We start from the raw sequence: 18574 nt of genomic DNA, 5'->3' as shown, positions 1-18574 counted from the left end.
GAGACGGAGCTGCGATGGCTCGGCTATCGGCGGGAGGAGGTCGTTGGACGGCTCACCCTCTTTGATGTGACTGATGCGCGTTGCCGCCGAACGCTGGAGCATGCGCTCTCTCAGCTTGCGAAGGGGAAGGCGATCCAGGGGTTGGAACTGGAGATGATTCGGCGCGATGGGACGCGCTTCCCCGTGCGCATGAATATCATGGCGGAATTCGATGGGCAGGGGAGCTATCGGGGATGTCGAGCGACGGTGCGGGACATCATCGAGCAGAAAAGTCTGGAGCAGCAGCTCATGCAGGCGCAGAAGCTCGAAGCCGTCGGTGCGTTGGCGGGAGGGATCGCCCATGACTTCAACGATCTTCTAACGGGGATGCTAGGCTTCACCGAATTGGCGTTGCGCGAACTGGGGCCGAAGGACCCGCGTACCGAGCTGCTGCAGAACGTGCTCACGTTGGGTCAACGCGGCGCGCGGCTCGTCCGTCAGCTCTTGAGCTTCAGCCGACGCATGGAAGCGCATCGCGCGGTCCTCGACACACGGGAATTCCTCACCGAGACAGTCGGTCTGCTTCGACGCATTCTCCCGGAGACGATCGCGATTCGCTTGGATGTCCCTGAACATGTGGGGAACTTGGAGGCCGATCCCGTCCAATTGCAACAGGTCCTCATGAATCTCGCAGTGAACGCCCGCGATGCCATGCCCGAAGGGGGGACGCTCACAATCTCTTGCGCGTCTGTGACGCTCGTGCAGCCGGGCACACCGCCACTTCCTCCAGATGCGCCCCCAGGCCAATACCTGCGCCTCTCGGTCGCCGATACGGGCGTGGGGATGTCCCCCGATGTGCAAGCCCGCATTTTCGAACCATTCTTCACGACGAAAGAGGTGGGGCGCGGATCGGGCCTCGGCCTCTCGGTCGTCTATGGGATCGTGCGCGCTCACGGCGGATTCATCACTGTGCAAAGCACGCCTGGCCAGGGAAGTCGCTTCGACATCTATCTGCCGATCACCGAACGGCCAGCGATTCAAGAGAAAGAGGCGACAGCGCGTCTCTTCCAAGGCGCGAATCAGCTCATTTTGCTTGCCGACGATGAGCCGGTACTCCTCGATCTCGAGGAGGAGGTCCTCCGCCGAAACGGCTATCGCGTCTTGAAAGCGCACAGCGGGCGAGAGGCCCTGGAGCTGTATGAGGAGCATCAACAGGAGATCGCTCTGATCATTCTGGATGCCATGATGCCGGAGCTCACGGGGATCGAGGCCGCCCGCCGCATCCGAGAACGAAACGCGATGGTGCGAATCCTTCTGGTCACCGGCTACAATCCTGAGGAGAGTGGTCTGAAGGGAATTCAGGTGGCGGACGCACATATCCTGCAGAAGCCCTATACCCCGCGACAGCTCCTGGAGACCGTTGGACATATCCTATCGGCATCATGCGAGGAACCACTCCGAGCATGAGCCGCGCAGCCTTCGGCACCGTGAGGGAGAGACGATGAAGGAGGAGACATGACGAAACGGATTCTCATTGTGGATGATTCGCCGATCGAGCTGAAGCTCACGGCGAATCTCCTCAGCCAAGCGGGCTATGAGGTCCTCACAGCGACCGGAGGGGCATCGGCGCTTACCCTCGCTCGCGAGAACCAGCCAGATCTCGTTCTCCTCGATCTCAACATGCCGCAGATGGATGGCTATGAGACGTGTCGGAGGCTGAAAGAGGAGGAAGCGACCCGCGCCATCCCCGTCATCCTCTACAGCGTGCGCGATCAGATTGTGGATGTACTGCGCGGGCTCGAAGTCGGCGCCGAGGACTTCATCGTCAAGGGGACGAGACGAGATGAGCTACTCGCGCGCGTTCATCGTGCCCTCTACGGACCGCCTCGCGGCGAGCGCGAGAGTCCTCCTCTTGACCTCTCGGCGCTCGACGAAGCCCTCGCGTTTCCGGAGGCCGAGCCGATCGCCCACCTATTGGAAGAGGCTTTTCATCGCCACGTGCGCCCGTGCTTGAGCATGCTCTTCGGCGTTCATCCGACGTTCCTTCTCATCGAACGCGCTCTACGCCAAGCGGCCAAGCGAGCGCCGCTTCTCGCCTCCTCCGAACAGGGGGCGTCGAGTGCTGCGCTTTTCGACTCCCGGGGTATACGAAACGCCGCGACGGCCGAAGTGCTCGAGGCGTTCAAGACCTTCGCCGCCGAACTCGCTCTCGTCACGGCAAAGCTCGCCCATACGCGCATCTATGGCCTGCGAGAGCTGGATGAACTGTCGCGCGCATTCAAACACCTGCTCCAAACCTTCTCCGAGCAGCTCCATGCGTTGCGCGCGTCGCGCTCCTCCGAAAATGCGCGTGAATCCTCGCACCTGGTCGCCTCGATCGAGAGCGCTTCGCCATCCGCATTCCCATCGGCTTTCACCTTCTTCCTCGACGCCGAAGGGAAAGTGCGGAACCTCGACGAGGATATGGCAAGGGCACTGGGGTACGAGAAAGCCGAGCTTCTCGGGGCGCCTCTGGCCTCGCTGCTGAATGCGATCACGTTCAACGACAAACCCCACCCATGTATTGAGATCGGTTGCCTCCCCTCCGCCAAGGGAACGCACACGTTCTACGTGCGCGACAATGGCATCGGCATCGAAGCGAAGGACCGCGAGCGCATCTTCCACGTCTTCCAAAGACTTCATCCCGAGGAGGAATTCCCCGGGCGCGGCATGGGCCTGGCGTTTTGCAAGCGTATCATCGAAGCGCACGGCGGGCACATTTGGGTCGAATCCGAGCCCGGCGCGGGCAGCACGTTCTATTTCACGCTCCCCGGCGCTCTCCCGCCCCAGGAAAGTTCGGCAACTCTTTCGCAGAAGGAGCAAGAAGGGCGATCGCCGAATATTCCCATCGAGAGAATGCACGAAGCGCTCCCTGCGCCTTAAGGGGTGAGGTCACATTCCCTCCTCGATCTCCGATCGAGAGACGGTGCGCCCAGTCGTGTCCACATCCAGGATCAGGGCCTCGGTGGACACGCCGTTCCGCTCGAAACAAGCTTGGAGCTCTTCAGCGATCTTCTGGAAATTGCTCGATGCGATCGCAATGACCGTCGGGCCCGCTCCGCTCAACGCCACGCCCACCAAACCATCAATGTCACGGAGCTGTAGGACCTCGGTCAGACCAGGGACCAAACCCTGGCGATATGGTTGGTGCACGCGATCGCGCATGGCCTCGCGCACCAACTCGAACCGACGATGCACGAGAGCTGGCCAAAAGAGCGCCGCGCGCTGGAGATTGAAGACTACGTCCTGGAGCGGAATTCGCTCCGGCAAGATGCTCCGCGCTGTCTCCGTGGCCAGCGGGACGTTCGGGACGACCGCGACGATCTTCAATTCGCGAGGCCATTCGGCCTGCAGGTATCGCACCTTGCCATCCTCGGTGTGGCAGGTCAAAACGAGGGATCCGACGACCGAAGGCGTCACATTGTCGGCATGGCCTTCGAGTTCGTAAGCATAGGCCAATAGCTTCTCCTCGCTGAGGACGCGCCCGGTCATCGCCTCAAAGGCCGTCAGTCCAGCGACGACGGCGGCACCACTTCCCCCAAGCCCGCGCGCAACCGGAATATGATTCTCGATCCACAGGCGGACTTTGGGGACAGCGACACCCTCTCGCTCTCCCGCAAAGTGCATCGCTCGCACGATGAGATTCTCCTCGTTCGAAGGAATAAGCGATGCATCCACACCTTCCACCGTCACCTGATGCGCTGTCGCGCTCGCGTTCAACTTCTCCACGCGAACTTTCAAATACACGCGGAGCGCGAGCCCGAGCGTATCGAATCCGGCCCCGAGATTAGACGTCGAACCTGGTACTCTGATCTCGATCATCGTCGTTCATCCCTCTCACTCGCTCGGCTGTTCAACGCAAAGCAGTATACATACGCGCTCTCATGACATCAAGCGGCGGCTCCGCACCCGTCCAGAGCCGAAATTGTTCAGCCGCTTGGCGAAGGAACATCTCGACGCCTGAGAGAACGGGACAGCCCATACGCCTCGCGCGACGAAGCAGCGGCGTCTCTGCGGGATTGTAAACGAGATCGTAGACCAAGGGCCGATGGCGCAGAGCGGATTCCGGGATCACCTCTTGCTCCGGATATCCAGCCATCCCTACAGGCGTCGCATTGATCAACACGTCGAAGGCACAGGTCGCCAATTCATCAAGGACGTGAGCGTCCGCGCCAACTTCTTCCGCCAATTCTCGAACGCGTTCCCAACGTCGTCCGAAGAGCAAGACGCGCGCGCCATATTCACGCACGCCGTAAGCGAGGGCGCGCGCTGCTCCCCCAGCACCGACGATGGCCACGCGCGCTCCCTTGAGCGCGATGCGCTCGCGAAGCGGCTCCGTTCCCCCAGCGACATCGGTGTTATACCCCCGCAGTCGCTCGCCCTCGACGACGAGCGTATTCACGGCTCCGACACGCCGCGCCAAGGGATCCACGTCCTCCACGAACTCCATCACCGCGACCTTATGAGGAATTGTGACGCTCAGGCCGCGCAACGGCCATGAGAGCTGTCGGGTCTCCGGTCGCACGAAATCCCGCATGAAGCGATCCAGCGCCGCCACTTCAAGCGGCACATAGACGAAATCCAATCTGAGCGCCTGAAATCCCGTATTATGGATGAGCGGCGAGAGCGAATGGCCGATCGGATGCCCGATCACGCCCACGACCATCGTTTGCCGCCCGATCTCTGCGACGCGATAGAGCGTCCGCAGATCTGCGACGGGAATCTGTCCAGGAGCGGCTTCGCGTCCGGCGACTGCTGCTCCGTAGGTGAAGGCGCTTCCGTAAGCCACACCCAGAATGCGCGTGATGAGCCCAGCCATCCCCATCGCAATTCCCACGAGCGTTCGTCCCTCCCGTCGAGCGCGCTCGAGCAAGCGAAAGATAATGAGCGAGTCTCCGATATCGCGGGCGAAGATGGCGAGCTTCAACACGCGCGCCGGCAGCGCGCTCAAGCGCGCATACATCGCTTCGACCGCCTCAGGCCTCGCTTCATCCCGATGGTGCGAGGCGATCACTCGCTCCCAAGGAAGCGCTCTCACGGGAGGCGCTAGCTGTAGGAACGCTTCGGCCAAATCCACCTCCCAATCGTAGAAGAGGCGCGCTCGCACGTCCGCTCGACGTTCCGTCCACGCGAGCACCCTCGACCAGAACGACAGACGCTCCGAGAGCGAAGCTTCAGCTTGTCCTCCCTCCTCGCGCGGCCGATAGGTCAGAATGATCGGCTTCGACGTCGCACCGATGGCCGAGGCGATCACCGAAGTCAGATCCTCGGCCGGGGAAATCCCAAGCGCATCCAAGCGCAGCTCGACCCCATCGGCGACGGCACTGACTTGCTCTATGAGCGCGAGCGCCGGCCTTGACTCCATCACCGAGGCGACGATCTTCATCGGCAACGCCATAGCTTCGGCACTATACCAAAACTCCTCCGGAGTGAGGAATCGTGTGGTATACTTTGGGCCGGGAGAAGTCGAACGTGCGGATGTCGGAGATTACGAGGCGAAAGCGATGGAGCCTTGCGGCAACGCTTCTGCTGCTGGTGGGGGGCTGGAGCGCCTTCGCCCAAGCCCCTCAGCCCCCGACGGCCGACATTCGAATCAAGCCCGCGCCCATTCGCGTGGATGCGAGCGCAGGAGAGGACAAAACGGTCAAAGACTTGGTCGCTCGTTATGGGGAACGCCTTCGCGCGGAGATGCGCACCGTCATTGGACGAGCAGATCAGGATTTAATCAAAGGCCTCGGTGGAGGATCGCTCGGGGCCTTCGTGGCCGATGTGATCCGGCGCACGGCGGAGCAGATCACTGGTGAGCCCATTCACGCTGCATTACAAAATTCTGGCGGCTTGCGGCGCCCGATCCCGCGCGGGAAGATCACGCTCGGGACGATTTATGAGGTCATGCCCTTCGAAAATCAGATCGTCGTGTTGGAGATCTCCGGCGAGACGCTTCTGGCCCTCATTCGCCATTTGGTCGCCCGTGGGAACGAGCGCGTCACCGATGCCCTCTCCGGTGTTCACATCGTCGCATGTCGAGGAGAGCTGAAAACTGCTTCAGTGGATGGTCGCCCGATCGAACCACACGCGATCTATCGGCTCGCGACGTCCGACTACCTCCATCAAGGAGGGGGTGGGTATGCGATGCTCGCCACGGCGCGAACTGTCATCCCAACCGGAATGACGATTCGCGACGCTCTGATCAACTTCATTCGCCACGAAGCGGCATCCGGTCGGGCGATCGCGGCTTCTGCCGAAGAGCGATTTCGCGTCGAATGTCCGGAGCGCTGATCGCTCACTTCACGACGAAGCCGAGCGGTTTCTCCTTCTCGCGAACTTCCCAAAAGGCGCGGATCTTATCGAGCGCAACGTAGAAGGTTATCCCCTCCTCGTCCTTCAATCGCGCGACGCCATCGACGATCTCCTCCAATATCCCTCGGACGGCAGAAGGCCCCCCGTAGTGGATCTCGATCGTCTTTCCGAGATACTCGGTCAAGACCTGCTTCACCGCGACTCACCTCCCCCGGATCTTCCGGCCTCATGCGGCGGCTCGCGCCTTCGCCATCGCGCGCGCGATGCGTTCAAGCGCGCGTTCGATATTCTCCAGGGAATTGGCGTAGGAGAAGCGAATGTATCCCTCCCCATGCTGCCCGAAGGCCGTCCCCGCCAAGCACGCGACGCCCGCTTCTTCGAGCAGGTAATCGGCCAGCGCTTTCGACGTCCATCCCGTCCGCGTGATATTGGGGAAGACGTAAAACGCGCCCTTCGGCATTCGGCAGGAGAAGCCTTCGATGGCGTTCAATCCCTCCACGATGCGATCTCGCCGACGCCGAAATTCGGCGACCATCTCAGCGACGGGCGTTTGATCGCCCCGCAACGCTTCGATGCCCGCTATCTGCACGAACGAGGCTGTACAGGACGTCGAATTCGTTTGCAACTTCGCGATCTGCGCCGCCAAATCCGCCCGCATGACCCCGTAGCCCAATCGCCATCCCGTCATCGCATACGCTTTGGAGAAGCCATCGAGGATGATCGTCTTCTCCAACATCCCCGGAAATTGCGCGATGCTCACGTGCTCGCTCTCGAAGACGATGCGACTGTAGATCTCGTCCGACAGGATCATGAGGTCTCGATCCACAACGGCTTCCGCAATGGCTTTCAGGTCGTCGTATCCGAGCACGCCCCCGGTCGGATTGTGGGGGGAATTCAAGATGATCATCCGAGTCCGCGGCGTGATCTTGCTGATCAGCTCTTCCACATCGAGGGCGAAATCGCGTTCTTCGCGAAGGGGGATCGGCACGGGCACTCCCCCCACGTAGTTGATCATCGACTCATAGATCGGGAATCCAGGATTCGGATAGATCACCTCATCGCCTTCATCTATGAGGGCGAGGATCGAGAAGAAAATGATGGGTTTCGCTCCCGGCGTGACGACGACCTGATCTGGGGTGACGGAAATACCGCGTCGTCGTGAGACCTCGTCCGCAATCGCCTCGCGCAACGGCAGGAGTCCCGCCGAAGGACCGTACTTCGTCCATCCGTCTTTCAAGGCGCGATAGGCCGCTTCAATAATGGGCTCCGGAGTGAGAAAATCCGGTTCGCCCAACTCCAGGTGGATGATCTCTCGCCCCTGCCGCTCTAGTTCGCGAGCGCGGACCAGGACATCGAAAGCTGTCTCCGTCCCTAAACGCGCCATGCGTGCTGCCAGTCGCATACGCTCCCTCCTCGTCAGAAGGACCGATGACTGCGTTCAGCCATCGGAGATCGTCCCGTCGCCGAGTTACCCTCCGGCGACCCGGCTCGGTCCGGCTTCTTCAAGCGCCCGAATTACCAATCCGGGCGTCAAAAGTTCCGGCAACGTGATCGGTTCGGTCAATCGGCCGGCCGGGAAGATCACATAGAAGGGCACCCCCGATCGGCCGAATTTGTTGAGCATCTGCGTGATCTCCGGATTTCGATTCGTCCAATCGGCCCGAATGGCCGTCACGCGCAACTCGCGCATCTTTCGGCGAACAGCTTCCGAGTGCAGAACCGTTCGCTCATTCACCTTACAGTTCCAGCACCAATCGGCGGTGAAATCAATGAAGACCGTCTCCCCGCGCCGCACGCGTCGCTCGATATCGGCCAGCGAGAATGGCTTCCATTCGATCTCCTCAGCCGACGCTGTCGCTGATTCTTCGGACGCCAGCGCGCGCGCTTCTCGCCACTGCAGCTCTTTCTCAAACGCCCAGACATAACCGCCGATGACGAGCGCTGCCGCGAGACCCCACGTTCCCCATCGCCGCCGCACTGAGACATGGGGTTCTAATTGCCCAATCATCCACGCGGCGATGGCCACAAAGAGAAGAAAGACGCTCGTCCAAATGACGGCTTCCACGCCCAGTTGACTCCCCAACACATCCAACAGCCAGAGCAACGCTCCCAGCAGCAAAAAGCCCATCGCTTGCTTGAAGCGGACCATCCACATCCCAGGTCGGGGGACGAACCGCAACCACTGCGGATGCCACGAGAGCACGACATAGGGAAGCGCCAATCCCACGGCGATCGCCGTGAAGACGAGTACAATAATGCGCCCCGGCTGCGCGAAGGCGAATCCTACTGCTGTGCCCAAAAAGGGCGCCGTACAGGGCGTCGCCAACGTCGTCGCCAGGACGCCGTTGAAGAATGCGCCCACCAGACCCGGTTTCTCCAACCACCGCGTTCGCACGCTCGGACTTCGGAATTCGAAGACGCCGAGGAGATTGAGCGCGAAGATGAAGACCACCGTGCTGATGGCGACGACGAACGTCGGAGACTGGAACTGAAAGCCCCATCCCACTTGTTCGCCCGTCGCTCGAAGAGCAATCACAATAAGTGCCAACGCCCACAGCGAGACGAGCACGCCAGCAGCGAAGCTCATCCCCATTAGGCGCACACGCCGATGATCCTCTCCCGCTTGATGGACGAATCCCAGGATCTTAATCGAGAGAACGGGCAACACGCAGGGCGTGATGTTGAGGATGATCCCGCCAAGTAGCGCTAACAGCAGGATCATCGCCAGCGAATGCGAGCGTTCCTCCTGTCCCCTCACGCGGAACGGCAGGCTCAACCAATTGGTCCCGCCCGCAGCGCTTCCATCTGGTACGACCTCGGGCTCGCTCGTCTCGTCGCGCGTCACGCTCTCGGCAGGAGTAGGCTTTGCGGACTCAACACGTTCAGAAGCGATTGGAACGAACACGGATCCGAGCGCCGCGCGCAGCTCATATGCCCCGCGCTCCGTCACCACGACGCCACTGATCGCATTGCCAAGCGCCTGCTCAGCTTCCAGCTCCATGGGGATGAGGATCGAACGTCCGGAGACCCGCACCCCCCCATGTTGAATCGTCGCGCCTTTCAAACGTCGCGGAAAGAACTCTTGTGCCGCGGCTTGCCCCACCAGCTCAAGGCGCAACGTCCCCCGACGTGCGTCTTGAGGCACCCACTCCACTTTGACGACGCGGATCGGACTCCGATCCATCGGCTGCGGGACCGCGCGTTCGAAGCGCGCGATCAGCTCCGCCTCAGCACTCGGCTCCACTCGCCCAATGGGCAATGTGAGCTGCAACTTCGCTGTGCCGGGGAGGCACACTTCCTTGCACACGAGCCAATTCGCCGTCGCCTCCAACACGACCGACTCCCCCGGAAGTGAAGCCGGTGGGGTCACCGTCGCCAAGACCATCGCTTCATCTTGATACCCGAACGCCGTCATCCCCCCCGATTCCGTATAGCGCCGGGGCGTCGGCCATCGCAGCGGTGAGACACGGAACCCTTCAGGAAGAGCCCACGCGACGCGAATCGGCAGCCCAGCATCTCCCGAGTTCTCCCAGTAGATGTGCCATCCGGGCTCGATCTGAAAATACAGACCAACGGTGAACGCTCGCCCAGGCTGCACAGTAGCGACATCCGCCACAAGACGCGGCGTCACGATACGCCGCCCTTGATGGATCTGCGCCGAAGCGATAAACGCGAGCGCTACGAGCATCAGACTGAGGCCGAAGATCTCTCTCCTTTTCATCGCCGACACGCCCTCCCTGAGGATGGTCACGTCACTGAGAAGCTCATCACGATGCTGGCTTCGCAAACTTGCTCCCCTCGATCGGGACATTGAACTTCACCTCCTCGGTCCGGAGGATCAAGGAGAACGCCGAAGAAACTTGTCGCACCGTGAAGGGTATCCGAAGGCCATTGACCTCACGGTAATCCTCGAGGTACATCTCCATTGGGATCCTTCCCTGCGGCCCTTCGCGCTCCGTGTCTATCCGTTTGAGCAATCCGGTTGCGACATCGAAATACCACCGCTCGGGACTCCCCTCTGCCGGTGTTGCCTCGAGCACATACACCTCGCTTCCGCCCATCGTCTCTCTCCCCTTCAGCGTGATCTTCGAATACAGCTCTTTCAACCGAAGCGGCTTGTAGAAATCGGCATCCCGTCGCATCGCCGAAAGTTCTCGCCCACCCTTCTCCCGAACGCCCGTGAACGGATCTTTCGCCCATGCCACAGTGCCATCGAAACCTTCCTGAATCACCCCCAATCCCGGCAACTCGATGCTGATCACGATCTTGTTGGGCGCTTGAGCATAAGACTCGAATGTCCCCCGCACACCAACGGCAGGAATCTCCACCGTCCCACGAGAAACTTGACTCGTCACTTTCTCCAGAGCTTCTTTCCCCCCACACGCTTGAACGTACCGTTCAAGCACCTGCTCGACCGTCACCTCAACCGGGACGGCTTGCGAAGGCTTCTCCTGCCCAGCCCATCCCCACGAAGATAAGACGCCGCACAACACGAAGACCACGCCCCATCGGTGTCTCATTGCTTCAGCCTCCTTTCTCGATTTTCTGCATAGCGAGGCGGCGCGCGATCTCGCCAAGAGCCATCTCGAGCTGAGGATCTCTCCCCTCCAGCAGGGCGCGTCGCGTGAGTCGAACTTCAACATCTGGGATCACGCCACGCCCCTCGATCAAGACCCCCTTCGGCGTTTGAAAGTCAGCGATGGCGTATTGAAAGAGCGCTCCTGTTGGCAAACGCTCGAACAGCGAGGGCAGCGCCGCACCCGCGCTCCGCTCGCCCACGACAATAGCGCGTCCCAATTCCTGCAACCCAGCGGCGAAGATCTCCGCCGTTGAGCCCGTATGCGCGTCAATCAAAATGACGACGATCCCCGTGTAAGGATTCGGCTGAGGGAAGACAGCGAGATTTAAATGTCCGGAGCGCAGTTTCATCGTCCCCAAGCTCGTCTGCTGCGCGCAAAGCATCCCGGCCACGCCGGCCGCCATCCCCCCCATCCCTCCGGGATTTCCCCGCAGATCGAAGATGAGCGCTGGCGTCGAGGACAACTCCCGAATCGCCGCGCGGATTCGTTCCATTAGGCCGACGACGAAGATGTTGAAGCGAATATATCCGACGCTCCCCCCCAGGCGCTTCGCCTCGAATTCGATGGGCGCCGGAGGGAAATTTCCGAAGCGCTCGGACCACTCTCCAGCAATCCGCTCTCGCTGTAGGCGCGTCTCGCGGATCCGATTCTGCGCGTCCCAATATCGCACGCGCACCCACGTCCCCGGTTCTCCCTCCAAAGCGGCGAGCACTGCTCGAGCGACTCGCATGCGCCTTCGCGAGATGGGTTCCCATCCTGCTGAGAGCCGCCGTACCAGTTGATCCACCTCCCGATCTTCGACTCGCCGAAGGACGAATCCCGGTCGCAGCCCGGCCCGCTCGGCCGAGGACCCCGCGCGCACGCGCGTGATGACAACCTGACGTCCGAGAACCCGCACGTCGAGACCTACGCTTCCCTGCTTCTCCGACGGATCCCCTTCCTCGACGAACGTTCCAGGAGGATAGATGTGAAAATGCGAGCGTCGCAGCTCCCCGAGCATCTGTTGCAATAGCGCATAAAGTTCCGATTCCGCACGAATCCCCTCCAACCGCGTTCGATATCGCTGCCCGACGGCGTCCCAATCCACCCCTCCGAATGTCGGATCGTAATATTTCTCCTTCACTCGACCCCAGACGATCTCAAACGTCCGTTGATAGAGCTCTCGAGTCTCGCGCTTCTCCTCCTCGAGAGATCCTGCAACAGCAGCCTTGCGCACTCCTGCTTCAGCGGGAGAATGAGTCGCACCTCGGGAGAGGGAGAGACTGTCCCCCGGTAGCCACACCAAGGTGAACAAAAGCCCGACGATGCCTCCCCACGTGACGCTTCGCCTCATCGTTCCTTCTTCTTCAACCCTTCTTCTTCAACCTCCATCACACCCCCTTCTCGCTCCGCGCACTGCGCCTTCTATTTTCGTCCAGGGACTCCCATTCGGGCAAGGGATTCTAAAGTGAAGAGCGACTTGACGCCTCCCCCGCCTTCTCCCATCAATTGGAGCACATCACACCAGGATGCGGGACGGCAGCACGGCCTCCGAATAGCCGTAATGCTCCATCCAGGCATTCGTGCGCACACGGCGGAAGAACGCCACAAGCGCTGGATCAGAAATGAAGGCATAGGCTCGCCGCGCTTCCACCTCACGCGAGGCCTCCTCAATCTCCCATCGCCGAACGTTCGGCAGCCCGCAGAAATCGGCGAGCGTGCCAAGGAAGGAAAGCGGCTCCCGCACGAAGTCCTCATATCGAATGATCATGCGTTCGTTGGAGACATGGGCGAGCGCCCATGCGGCATGGGCCATATAGCTCGCCCATAGAGCGAATGCCCCCGCGAGCGTCAGACAACGCGTCGAGCCCCGAAAGCCCACGCGCTCCAGATGCGTCCGAAGACTGGGGCGATGAAATCGTTCGCGGAATCGGACCCGCTGCCAATTCAGGTATTGCTGCTCCCGGACCACTAAGCTTTGCGCCACGTCCACCCCGTGGCGCACGATGTAAATGATTTTCGCCCCGGGGAATAGCTCCGCCCACAACGGCAGCGTGAGGACGTTGCGAGGGTCTTTCCATCCCCATGGCCGATCAAAGCGAGCTAAGGAGCGATAATGCAGGAGATTTCGCCATCCCAGATAACGGGCGCTTCGCCACGAGAGGAGATCGCGTTCCACGCAACGGAGCGTCATCCGCATGATCTCCGGGTTCTGCAGGAAATCGCGGATTGGATCGGGACGATCCCAAGAGGCCCGGGCTTGCCTGAGGATGACTTCGTTCAGGTGCAAGAAGAAGACAGCCTCATGGTGACTCTCTACATGATGACCGAGGAAGAGGCCGAGCCGACTCAGGAGCCGTGCCAAAAGGGTCGTTCCCGACCGATGCATCCCCATGATGATCACCGGTTGGACGCGAAAGAAAGGGCTCATCCCCGTAGATGGGAAAACAATCGGGGGATGAGCTGGGAGGCCCTCGCTATTCCACCATAGCGGTTTCCCTACGAAACCCGCTATAATAGCCGTGCCTCACCCTTGGCCGGTCTGCGACCTCCGTTGGGCTCACCTCTTCCAGACCGGCCAATGCTCTCCCCCGAAACGGCATTGCTTGACCTCTAATCCCGACGACGAGATCCACTCGGGCAGCGTCTCCCACCCCTCTCCTTCTGACGCGCGTCCCCGACACCAGCTCATGTGAGAAACCACCCTTCTCAAACGGTCTTCCTGACCGAAGATCTTCACAATCTCGCACCTCCACGCCATATCGCTCGTCCTCGCCATCTCTTTGAAACGTTCTGAGATCGAGCAGCGGTTACAGGCTGTGGGTATATCTAGCGTGCAGAATCGTCGAGCTTTAAAAAAATCGCAGCTTCCCGCATTAATCGTGAAAGCCAAGTGAGCACGCGCCGTTGAGCATCCTGATCCTTGGCATAGTGAGCAAGGAGACCGTAAAATAACAGGTCGTTCCTCAAAATCTGCCTGGACTAGGCACGAGATATGAGAAGACACTTGGGGGACATTGGGATAGGAGCGTTGCTCGCGGGAATGATTGTACTGGGCGTGGCGTCAGAGCGCGCATTGGCCGAGTCCCGGGGGAGGATTCGCGGGATCGTGACTGACGCTACAGGAGCGCGCGTCTCTGGCGCGCAGGTCTTTCTCCGGCAGGCGCAACGTACGATGGCGAGCACAGTGTCAAACGAAGCTGGTGAGTTCACGTTCGCTCAGTTGCCACGCGGGGTTTACGAGTTGGTCGTCCATGCGCAAGGGTTCGTCGAACACCGTCTCCCCATTCGACTCGCAGTCGCCGACGATGTTTACCTTCGGGTGACGCTCGACACTGCCCCAATTGTGGAAGAGGTGACTGTGACCGGAGAAGGTGGATTCGTCGAGGAAGCGAACCGCGCCGTTCAACCTGTGAGCGTCATCACCTCCGATCAGATTCTCGCACGTGCGAAAGCCGTCCTGGCGCAGGCTGTGAACGAAGAAGTTGGGGTGCACCTACAACGGACGAGCCCCACGATCGCGGGGATCTTCATCCGAGGGCTTGGCGGCGATAAGGTCAACGTCTACGTGGATGGCGTTCGCTACTCGACTTCCGCCATGCGCTCGGGCATCCATACATTCCTCAGCCTATTGGACCCCACGCACGTGGAGACCATCGAAGTCCTGCGCGGGCCGCGGAGTGCCGATTATGGAAGCGATGCCCTGGGTGGAAGCTTCCAACTTTTGACGTGGCCGCCTCCTCTTGCACTCCGCAAGGTCGAATGGCACGGGAGTTGGGCGACGACCTTGAATACCGCGGACTGGAGCACGGGATCGAACTTCCGCGCAAGCATTGGGACGCCTACGCTCGGCCTTGTCCTCAACGCGGTGGGACGGCGTGTGAACACTCTCCGGCCAGGACGTGGCGTGGATTCCCATTCAGCGGTGACGCGCTTTTTGGGCCTTCCCTCGAGCGTGCTTTACGGTCCCCGCCTGCCGGACACCGGCTTCACCCAATATGGAGGAAGCGCGAGCTTGTTGTGGGCTCCATCTTCTGGACACGCCTTCCGGTTCCATTATCAACGCGGGCAACAAGATGGGGGGAAACGCTTCGACCAACTCCTCGGCGGTGATGGCAACCTCATCGCCGACCTGCGCAATCTCATGCTCGACTTCTTCTACGCTCGTTATGATCGCCAGGCATTTGCGGGTTTCGATCACTTCTCCCTGTCGTACTCCTTCAATGCGCAGCGCGAAGAACGCGTGAACCAAGGGGGCAATGGGAATCCGCGTGCCACCATCGTGCACGAATATGAGAAGATGCGCGTTCATGGGGTGCAAGCCCGAGCTGAGCGGCTCTGGCGCGGACACTATCTCCGCCTGGGCGGGGAAGCCTATCACGAGCGCATCCGCGCGCCGGCCTTCGGCGTGGACCCAGTCACGTCGCGCGTGACACTGCGGCGGCCTCGTGTGCCGGACCGCGCCCGATATCAGAATTGGGGAATCTACGTCCTCGATGTCTTTGAACCCCGACGAGGATCCGTGAAGCTGATCGGCGGCTTGCGGTACAGCGGCGCCGACTATCGTTCTCGCGCTGAATATGCTCCGATCGTTGCAGGACGTCCACTTTGGCCGAGCGATGCACTCCGTGTCTCCAATGTGAGCGGACGGATTGGCCTTCTCGTGCCCCTGGGCGATCACCTCAGCGCTTCTTTTCACCTCAGCCGCGGCTTTCGCGCGCCGAGCCTGACCGATCTCGGCACACTTGGACTCACGGGCTCGGGCTTCGAAGCCGCTGCTCGTGACATCGCTGCGCTGGGAGGATTCGTCGGCTCAACAGCGGATCGCACGGCCGTTTCGACAGGACGCCCGGTTGCTCCTCTCAAGCCCGAACTCAGCTCCAGCTATGAGCTGGGCGTGCGCTACCGACGCGCTCGAGTGCGGGGCGAACTCACGCTCTTCTTGAACGATGTCTCGAACTTGATCGCCAAACAAGCGTTGATTCTGCCACCGGGAGCCGTCGGCCTCTCGCTCGGTGGCGAGCCCATCGTCGCGCAGCTTCCGAATGGGGTTGTCTTTGTCGCTGCTTCCTCGGCACCCGTTCTTGTGCGCGCTAACTTCGGCAACGCACGTTTCTGGGGGATCGAGCAGACGTGGACCGTCGAGTTCTCCGAACGTTGGTCCCTCGACCTCGTACATACGCACATTGCCGCGAAGGATCGGCGCACTGGTCGGCCCCCGAATATCGAAGCGAGCTTCCCGGCGCCAGACGGATGGCTCCGGCTCCGATACATGCCTACGCGTCGCTTTTGGATCGAGCCGTACCTTCACGCCGCGGCTCGTCACACGCGGCTCTCCACGCTCGCTCTTGAAGATCGGCGCACCGGAGCCACGCGCTCGCGCACGAGCATCGCCAACTTTTTCCGCAATGGGGCGACGGTGCGCGGACTCGTCGGCCCCGGTCCTGATGGTCGCCTAGGCACAGCGGACGACGTCCTAATTCCAACAGGCGAGACGCTGACACAGATTCAAAATCGGGTTCTCGGCCCGGGCGTCGAAAGCGCGCCTCTCTTTCGCGCGATCCCTGGCTACGTGGTCTTCAATGTGCGCTTGGGAGTCCACCTCGGCGAAAATCACCGGCTCATCGCCGAAGTGGAGAATTTGACGGATCGCAACTACCGGGGAATCAGTTGGGGATTAGACGCTCCCGGGCGCAGTCTCTTCCTGCGCTACCAATACACCTTTTGATGGAGGAGTCCCATGCTGCGTCCCTCGATTCGCCAATGGCTGCTCACACTCGCCTTCTCCTTTCTTCTCATGCTCACTTCGCCTCACGCCGCCCCACAAAAGCCGACGGAACAACCTTATGCCGTCGCTTACTATTACAAGGTCAAGTGGGGATATTACGATGAGTTCCTGCGGCTCTTCAAAAAGAACCATTGGCCGCTCCTCAAAGCCGAGCAAGAGCAAGGGCGCATCTTGCGGGTCGAAGCCTATCAACCGACGTTCCACGGGGAGGGACGAGCGGATTGGCACTTCATGACTGTGATCGTCTACAGAAACTGGAACGCCGTCATTGACCAATCGGGACGCGAGGAATTGCTCCGTCGCCTCTTCCCGGACCAAGAGCGGTTCCAAGCCGAAGAGCGGCGACGCTTCGAGTTGTTGGAAGCACATTGGGACGTTCCGCTGACGCCTGTCCCCTTGGATCGCTGAACAAGTCGTGCGCTTCAGGTGCTCGCCGAGCGAGCCGTCCTACTCCGTCTCAGTGAACGGAAGCTTCTCAAGCGGATAGAAGACGAGCCCAGAGAGAAGCTTTGGATAAAAATCCGTGGATTTTTGCGGCATGAGACGCCCCGAGAGCGCCATCTCATAAACCTGCTCCACGCGCGTCGGATTCAGGAAGAAGCCGAGTTGGGCACGCCCCTCCCAAACGGCTCGCGCGCTCTCCTCGAATTCCCGGACGTAAACAAGGTGTTGTTCGCTCTGAATCGCTTCTTCGCTCATGCCAAGCCCGTGCTCGATCAGCACGCGATGTAACACAGCCGTATCCAGCGTCCGCTCAAGCGGAGTCATCCCTTCGCAGTACGCCTCCGTCTCCGCCGTCGGTCGAAATCCGAGAAGATAAAACGCCGCACTTCCGGCGAACATCAGGCCGAAGGTCATCCGCCGCTTCCCCTCTTCCGCCAGGCGTGCTCGCACGCGAGCAAGCGTCTCCGCCGAGAAGTCCCCCAAAGGCAAACTCGCCACCTCAAAATGGCGTGCGACGACGCTGAGAAATCTGTGCGAATCGAATGCTTCCAAGTTGACGATCAACCGATGCGTCGGCAAGATCGTCAGCCCCTCGTCTCGCAGGTTGAAAAAAGCCATGAGCATGCGCTCGTAAGGTTGCTGCTCATCCACTCGCCCCGCGTGGGCGCGTTGCTCATCGCGATAGATCAAGGCCGTCTCATACCGATGATGACCGTCAGCGATCACTAACGGTCGTGGCGCCATCAGTTGCTGGATCGCCTCACTAGCCCCAGGGGCGTATACCGGCCACAGCCAGTGCTCGACGCCATACTCGTCTGTGACTGCGACCTCCGGCGGTTCCGCGGTGTACTGATCTAAGACAGCAAGAACCTCAAACGCCGGATCATCATAGAGCACGAAGATCGGCTCCAGGTGAGCGCGCACGGTGCGAAGTAACCGCAAGCGATCCTCTTTCGGTCCCCGTAACGTGCGCTCATGCGGGAAGATGACCCCTCGTCCGAAATCCTCGAGCTGTCCAAGCGCTAAAAATCCCTTCCTCATCTTCACCGGCTCATCCGGCGAAACGCGATACCGCTGGACATATACGTAGATCGCCGGGGCCCGATCCTCGACGAGCACTCCTTGGCGCACCCACCGAAGCAGCTCCTCGCGCGCTCGCGTGTAGACGTTATTCGCCTCCGTGTCCCCGGGGAATTTCTTCCCAAGAATCAACCGGACGAAATTATACGGGCTCCGCTCATAGTATCGCTCCTGCATCGCCGGGGTGATCTTATCATACGGCTGCGTCACGACGGCAGCGAGGTCGCCGACTTTCTCCCGATTGTATCGCCATGCTCGAAATGAATAGACCCTTGCCACAACCGCTAATTTTGTCACGGGAGCCCGAGGTTTGTCCAAAGAATAAGGCGCGGCTAACTTAAGGCATGTTTTTTACCTCACGTCCATGAGCAACCGATCTGGACGT

Annotated in this window: 14 protein-coding genes; 5 read left to right on the top strand and 9 right to left on the bottom strand. The window is 60.6% G+C overall.

The window, feature by feature from the left end; genetic code table 11:
• Nucleotides 1-1446, top strand: a 1446-nt coding sequence (locus tag NZ746_11570) for an ATP-binding protein (protein ID MCS6817993.1), incomplete at its 5' end; no start/stop codon positions are given.
• A gap of 48 nt (nt 1447-1494) precedes the next feature.
• Nucleotides 1495-2901: a response regulator gene (locus tag NZ746_11565; protein ID MCS6817992.1), complete on the top strand. Its 1407-nt coding sequence runs from the start codon at nt 1495-1497 to the stop codon at nt 2899-2901.
• 9 nt (nt 2902-2910) lie between these two features.
• On the opposite strand, the gene thrB is transcribed toward NZ746_11565, so the two are convergent.
• Together thrB and aroE are read right to left on the bottom strand one after the other, a co-directional pair.
• The gene (gene thrB, locus NZ746_11560; GenBank protein MCS6817991.1) at nt 2911-3840 is read right to left on the bottom strand and encodes a homoserine kinase; all 930 of its coding nucleotides are present in this window, start codon (nt 3838-3840) and stop codon (nt 2911-2913) included.
• 31 nt (nt 3841-3871) lie between these two features.
• Nucleotides 3872-5416 carry a shikimate dehydrogenase gene (aroE, locus tag NZ746_11555; GenBank protein MCS6817990.1) on the bottom strand — a complete coding sequence of 515 codons (1545 nt, stop codon included), beginning with the start codon at nt 5414-5416 and terminating at the stop codon, nt 3872-3874.
• A gap of 80 nt (nt 5417-5496) precedes the next feature.
• Between aroE and NZ746_11550 the strand changes: the two genes are divergently transcribed.
• On the top strand, nt 5497-6297 hold the full coding sequence (locus NZ746_11550; GenBank protein ID MCS6817989.1) for a 5'-nucleotidase C-terminal domain-containing protein: 801 nt from the start codon (nt 5497-5499) through the stop codon (nt 6295-6297).
• 4 nt (nt 6298-6301) lie between these two features.
• On the opposite strand, the gene NZ746_11545 is transcribed toward NZ746_11550, so the two are convergent.
• The 6 genes from NZ746_11545 to NZ746_11520 form a co-directional block, all read right to left on the bottom strand.
• A complete protein-coding gene (locus tag NZ746_11545; protein MCS6817988.1) occupies nt 6302-6514 on the bottom strand; it encodes a hypothetical protein in 213 nt (70 codons plus the stop codon).
• A gap of 30 nt (nt 6515-6544) precedes the next feature.
• Nucleotides 6545-7720 carry a pyridoxal phosphate-dependent aminotransferase gene (locus tag NZ746_11540; GenBank protein MCS6817987.1) on the bottom strand — a complete coding sequence of 392 codons (1176 nt, stop codon included), beginning with the start codon at nt 7718-7720 and terminating at the stop codon, nt 6545-6547.
• A gap of 66 nt (nt 7721-7786) precedes the next feature.
• Nucleotides 7787-10039: a protein-disulfide reductase DsbD family protein gene (locus NZ746_11535; GenBank protein ID MCS6817986.1), complete on the bottom strand. Its 2253-nt coding sequence runs from the start codon at nt 10037-10039 to the stop codon at nt 7787-7789.
• Nucleotides 10040-10085: 46 nt separating this feature from the next.
• Nucleotides 10086-10838 (bottom strand): hypothetical protein, encoded by a 753-nt coding sequence (locus tag NZ746_11530; GenBank protein MCS6817985.1) that lies wholly within the window; start codon nt 10836-10838, stop codon nt 10086-10088.
• 4 nt (nt 10839-10842) lie between these two features.
• Complete coding sequence (locus NZ746_11525; protein ID MCS6817984.1) at nt 10843-12231, bottom strand: S41 family peptidase; 1389 nt, start codon at nt 12229-12231, stop codon at nt 10843-10845.
• Between the two features lie 165 nt (nt 12232-12396).
• The gene (locus tag NZ746_11520; GenBank protein ID MCS6817983.1) at nt 12397-13308 is read right to left on the bottom strand and encodes a sulfotransferase; all 912 of its coding nucleotides are present in this window, start codon (nt 13306-13308) and stop codon (nt 12397-12399) included.
• A 564-nt stretch (nt 13309-13872) separates the two neighbouring features.
• Here NZ746_11520 and NZ746_11515 point away from each other — a divergent pair.
• Both NZ746_11515 and NZ746_11510 read left to right on the top strand, forming a co-directional pair.
• Nucleotides 13873-16605 (top strand): TonB-dependent receptor, encoded by a 2733-nt coding sequence (locus NZ746_11515; protein MCS6817982.1) that lies wholly within the window; start codon nt 13873-13875, stop codon nt 16603-16605.
• A 12-nt stretch (nt 16606-16617) separates the two neighbouring features.
• Nucleotides 16618-17073 (top strand): hypothetical protein, encoded by a 456-nt coding sequence (locus NZ746_11510; GenBank protein MCS6817981.1) that lies wholly within the window; start codon nt 16618-16620, stop codon nt 17071-17073.
• Between the two features lie 39 nt (nt 17074-17112).
• Here the strand turns inward: NZ746_11510 and NZ746_11505 are convergent, their stop codons facing one another.
• Entirely contained in the window at nt 17113-18468 is a 1356-nt protein-coding gene (locus NZ746_11505) for a DUF1015 domain-containing protein (GenBank protein ID MCS6817980.1), read from the bottom strand.
• Nucleotides 18469-18574: the final 106 nt, after the last annotated feature.

This window comes from Blastocatellia bacterium (genome assembly GCA_025055075.1).
Classification (GTDB): Bacteria; Acidobacteriota; Blastocatellia; order HR10; family HR10; genus HR10.
This window is presented reverse-complemented; position numbering and strand designations above follow the sequence as displayed.

Bases quoted from the DNA above. Each gene is read 5' to 3' on its own strand.
- aroE (MCS6817990.1), bottom strand. From the start codon at position 5,416: ATGGCGTTGCCGATGAAGATCGTCGCCTCGGTGATGGAGTCAAGGCCG.
- NZ746_11525 (MCS6817984.1), bottom strand. From the start codon at position 12,231: ATGAGGCGAAGCGTCACGTGGGGAGGCATCGTCGGGCTTTTGTTCACC.
- NZ746_11515 (MCS6817982.1), top strand. From the start codon at position 13,873: ATGAGAAGACACTTGGGGGACATTGGGATAGGAGCGTTGCTCGCGGGA.
- NZ746_11550 (MCS6817989.1), top strand. From the start codon at position 5,497: ATGTCGGAGATTACGAGGCGAAAGCGATGGAGCCTTGCGGCAACGCTT.
- NZ746_11565 (MCS6817992.1), top strand. From the start codon at position 1,495: ATGACGAAACGGATTCTCATTGTGGATGATTCGCCGATCGAGCTGAAG.
- NZ746_11510 (MCS6817981.1), top strand. From the start codon at position 16,618: ATGCTGCGTCCCTCGATTCGCCAATGGCTGCTCACACTCGCCTTCTCC.
- NZ746_11540 (MCS6817987.1), bottom strand. From the start codon at position 7,720: ATGCGACTGGCAGCACGCATGGCGCGTTTAGGGACGGAGACAGCTTTC.
- NZ746_11530 (MCS6817985.1), bottom strand. From the start codon at position 10,838: ATGAGACACCGATGGGGCGTGGTCTTCGTGTTGTGCGGCGTCTTATCT.
- thrB (MCS6817991.1), bottom strand. From the start codon at position 3,840: ATGATCGAGATCAGAGTACCAGGTTCGACGTCTAATCTCGGGGCCGGA.
- NZ746_11520 (MCS6817983.1), bottom strand. From the start codon at position 13,308: ATGAGCCCTTTCTTTCGCGTCCAACCGGTGATCATCATGGGGATGCAT.
- NZ746_11535 (MCS6817986.1), bottom strand. From the start codon at position 10,039: ATGAAAAGGAGAGAGATCTTCGGCCTCAGTCTGATGCTCGTAGCGCTC.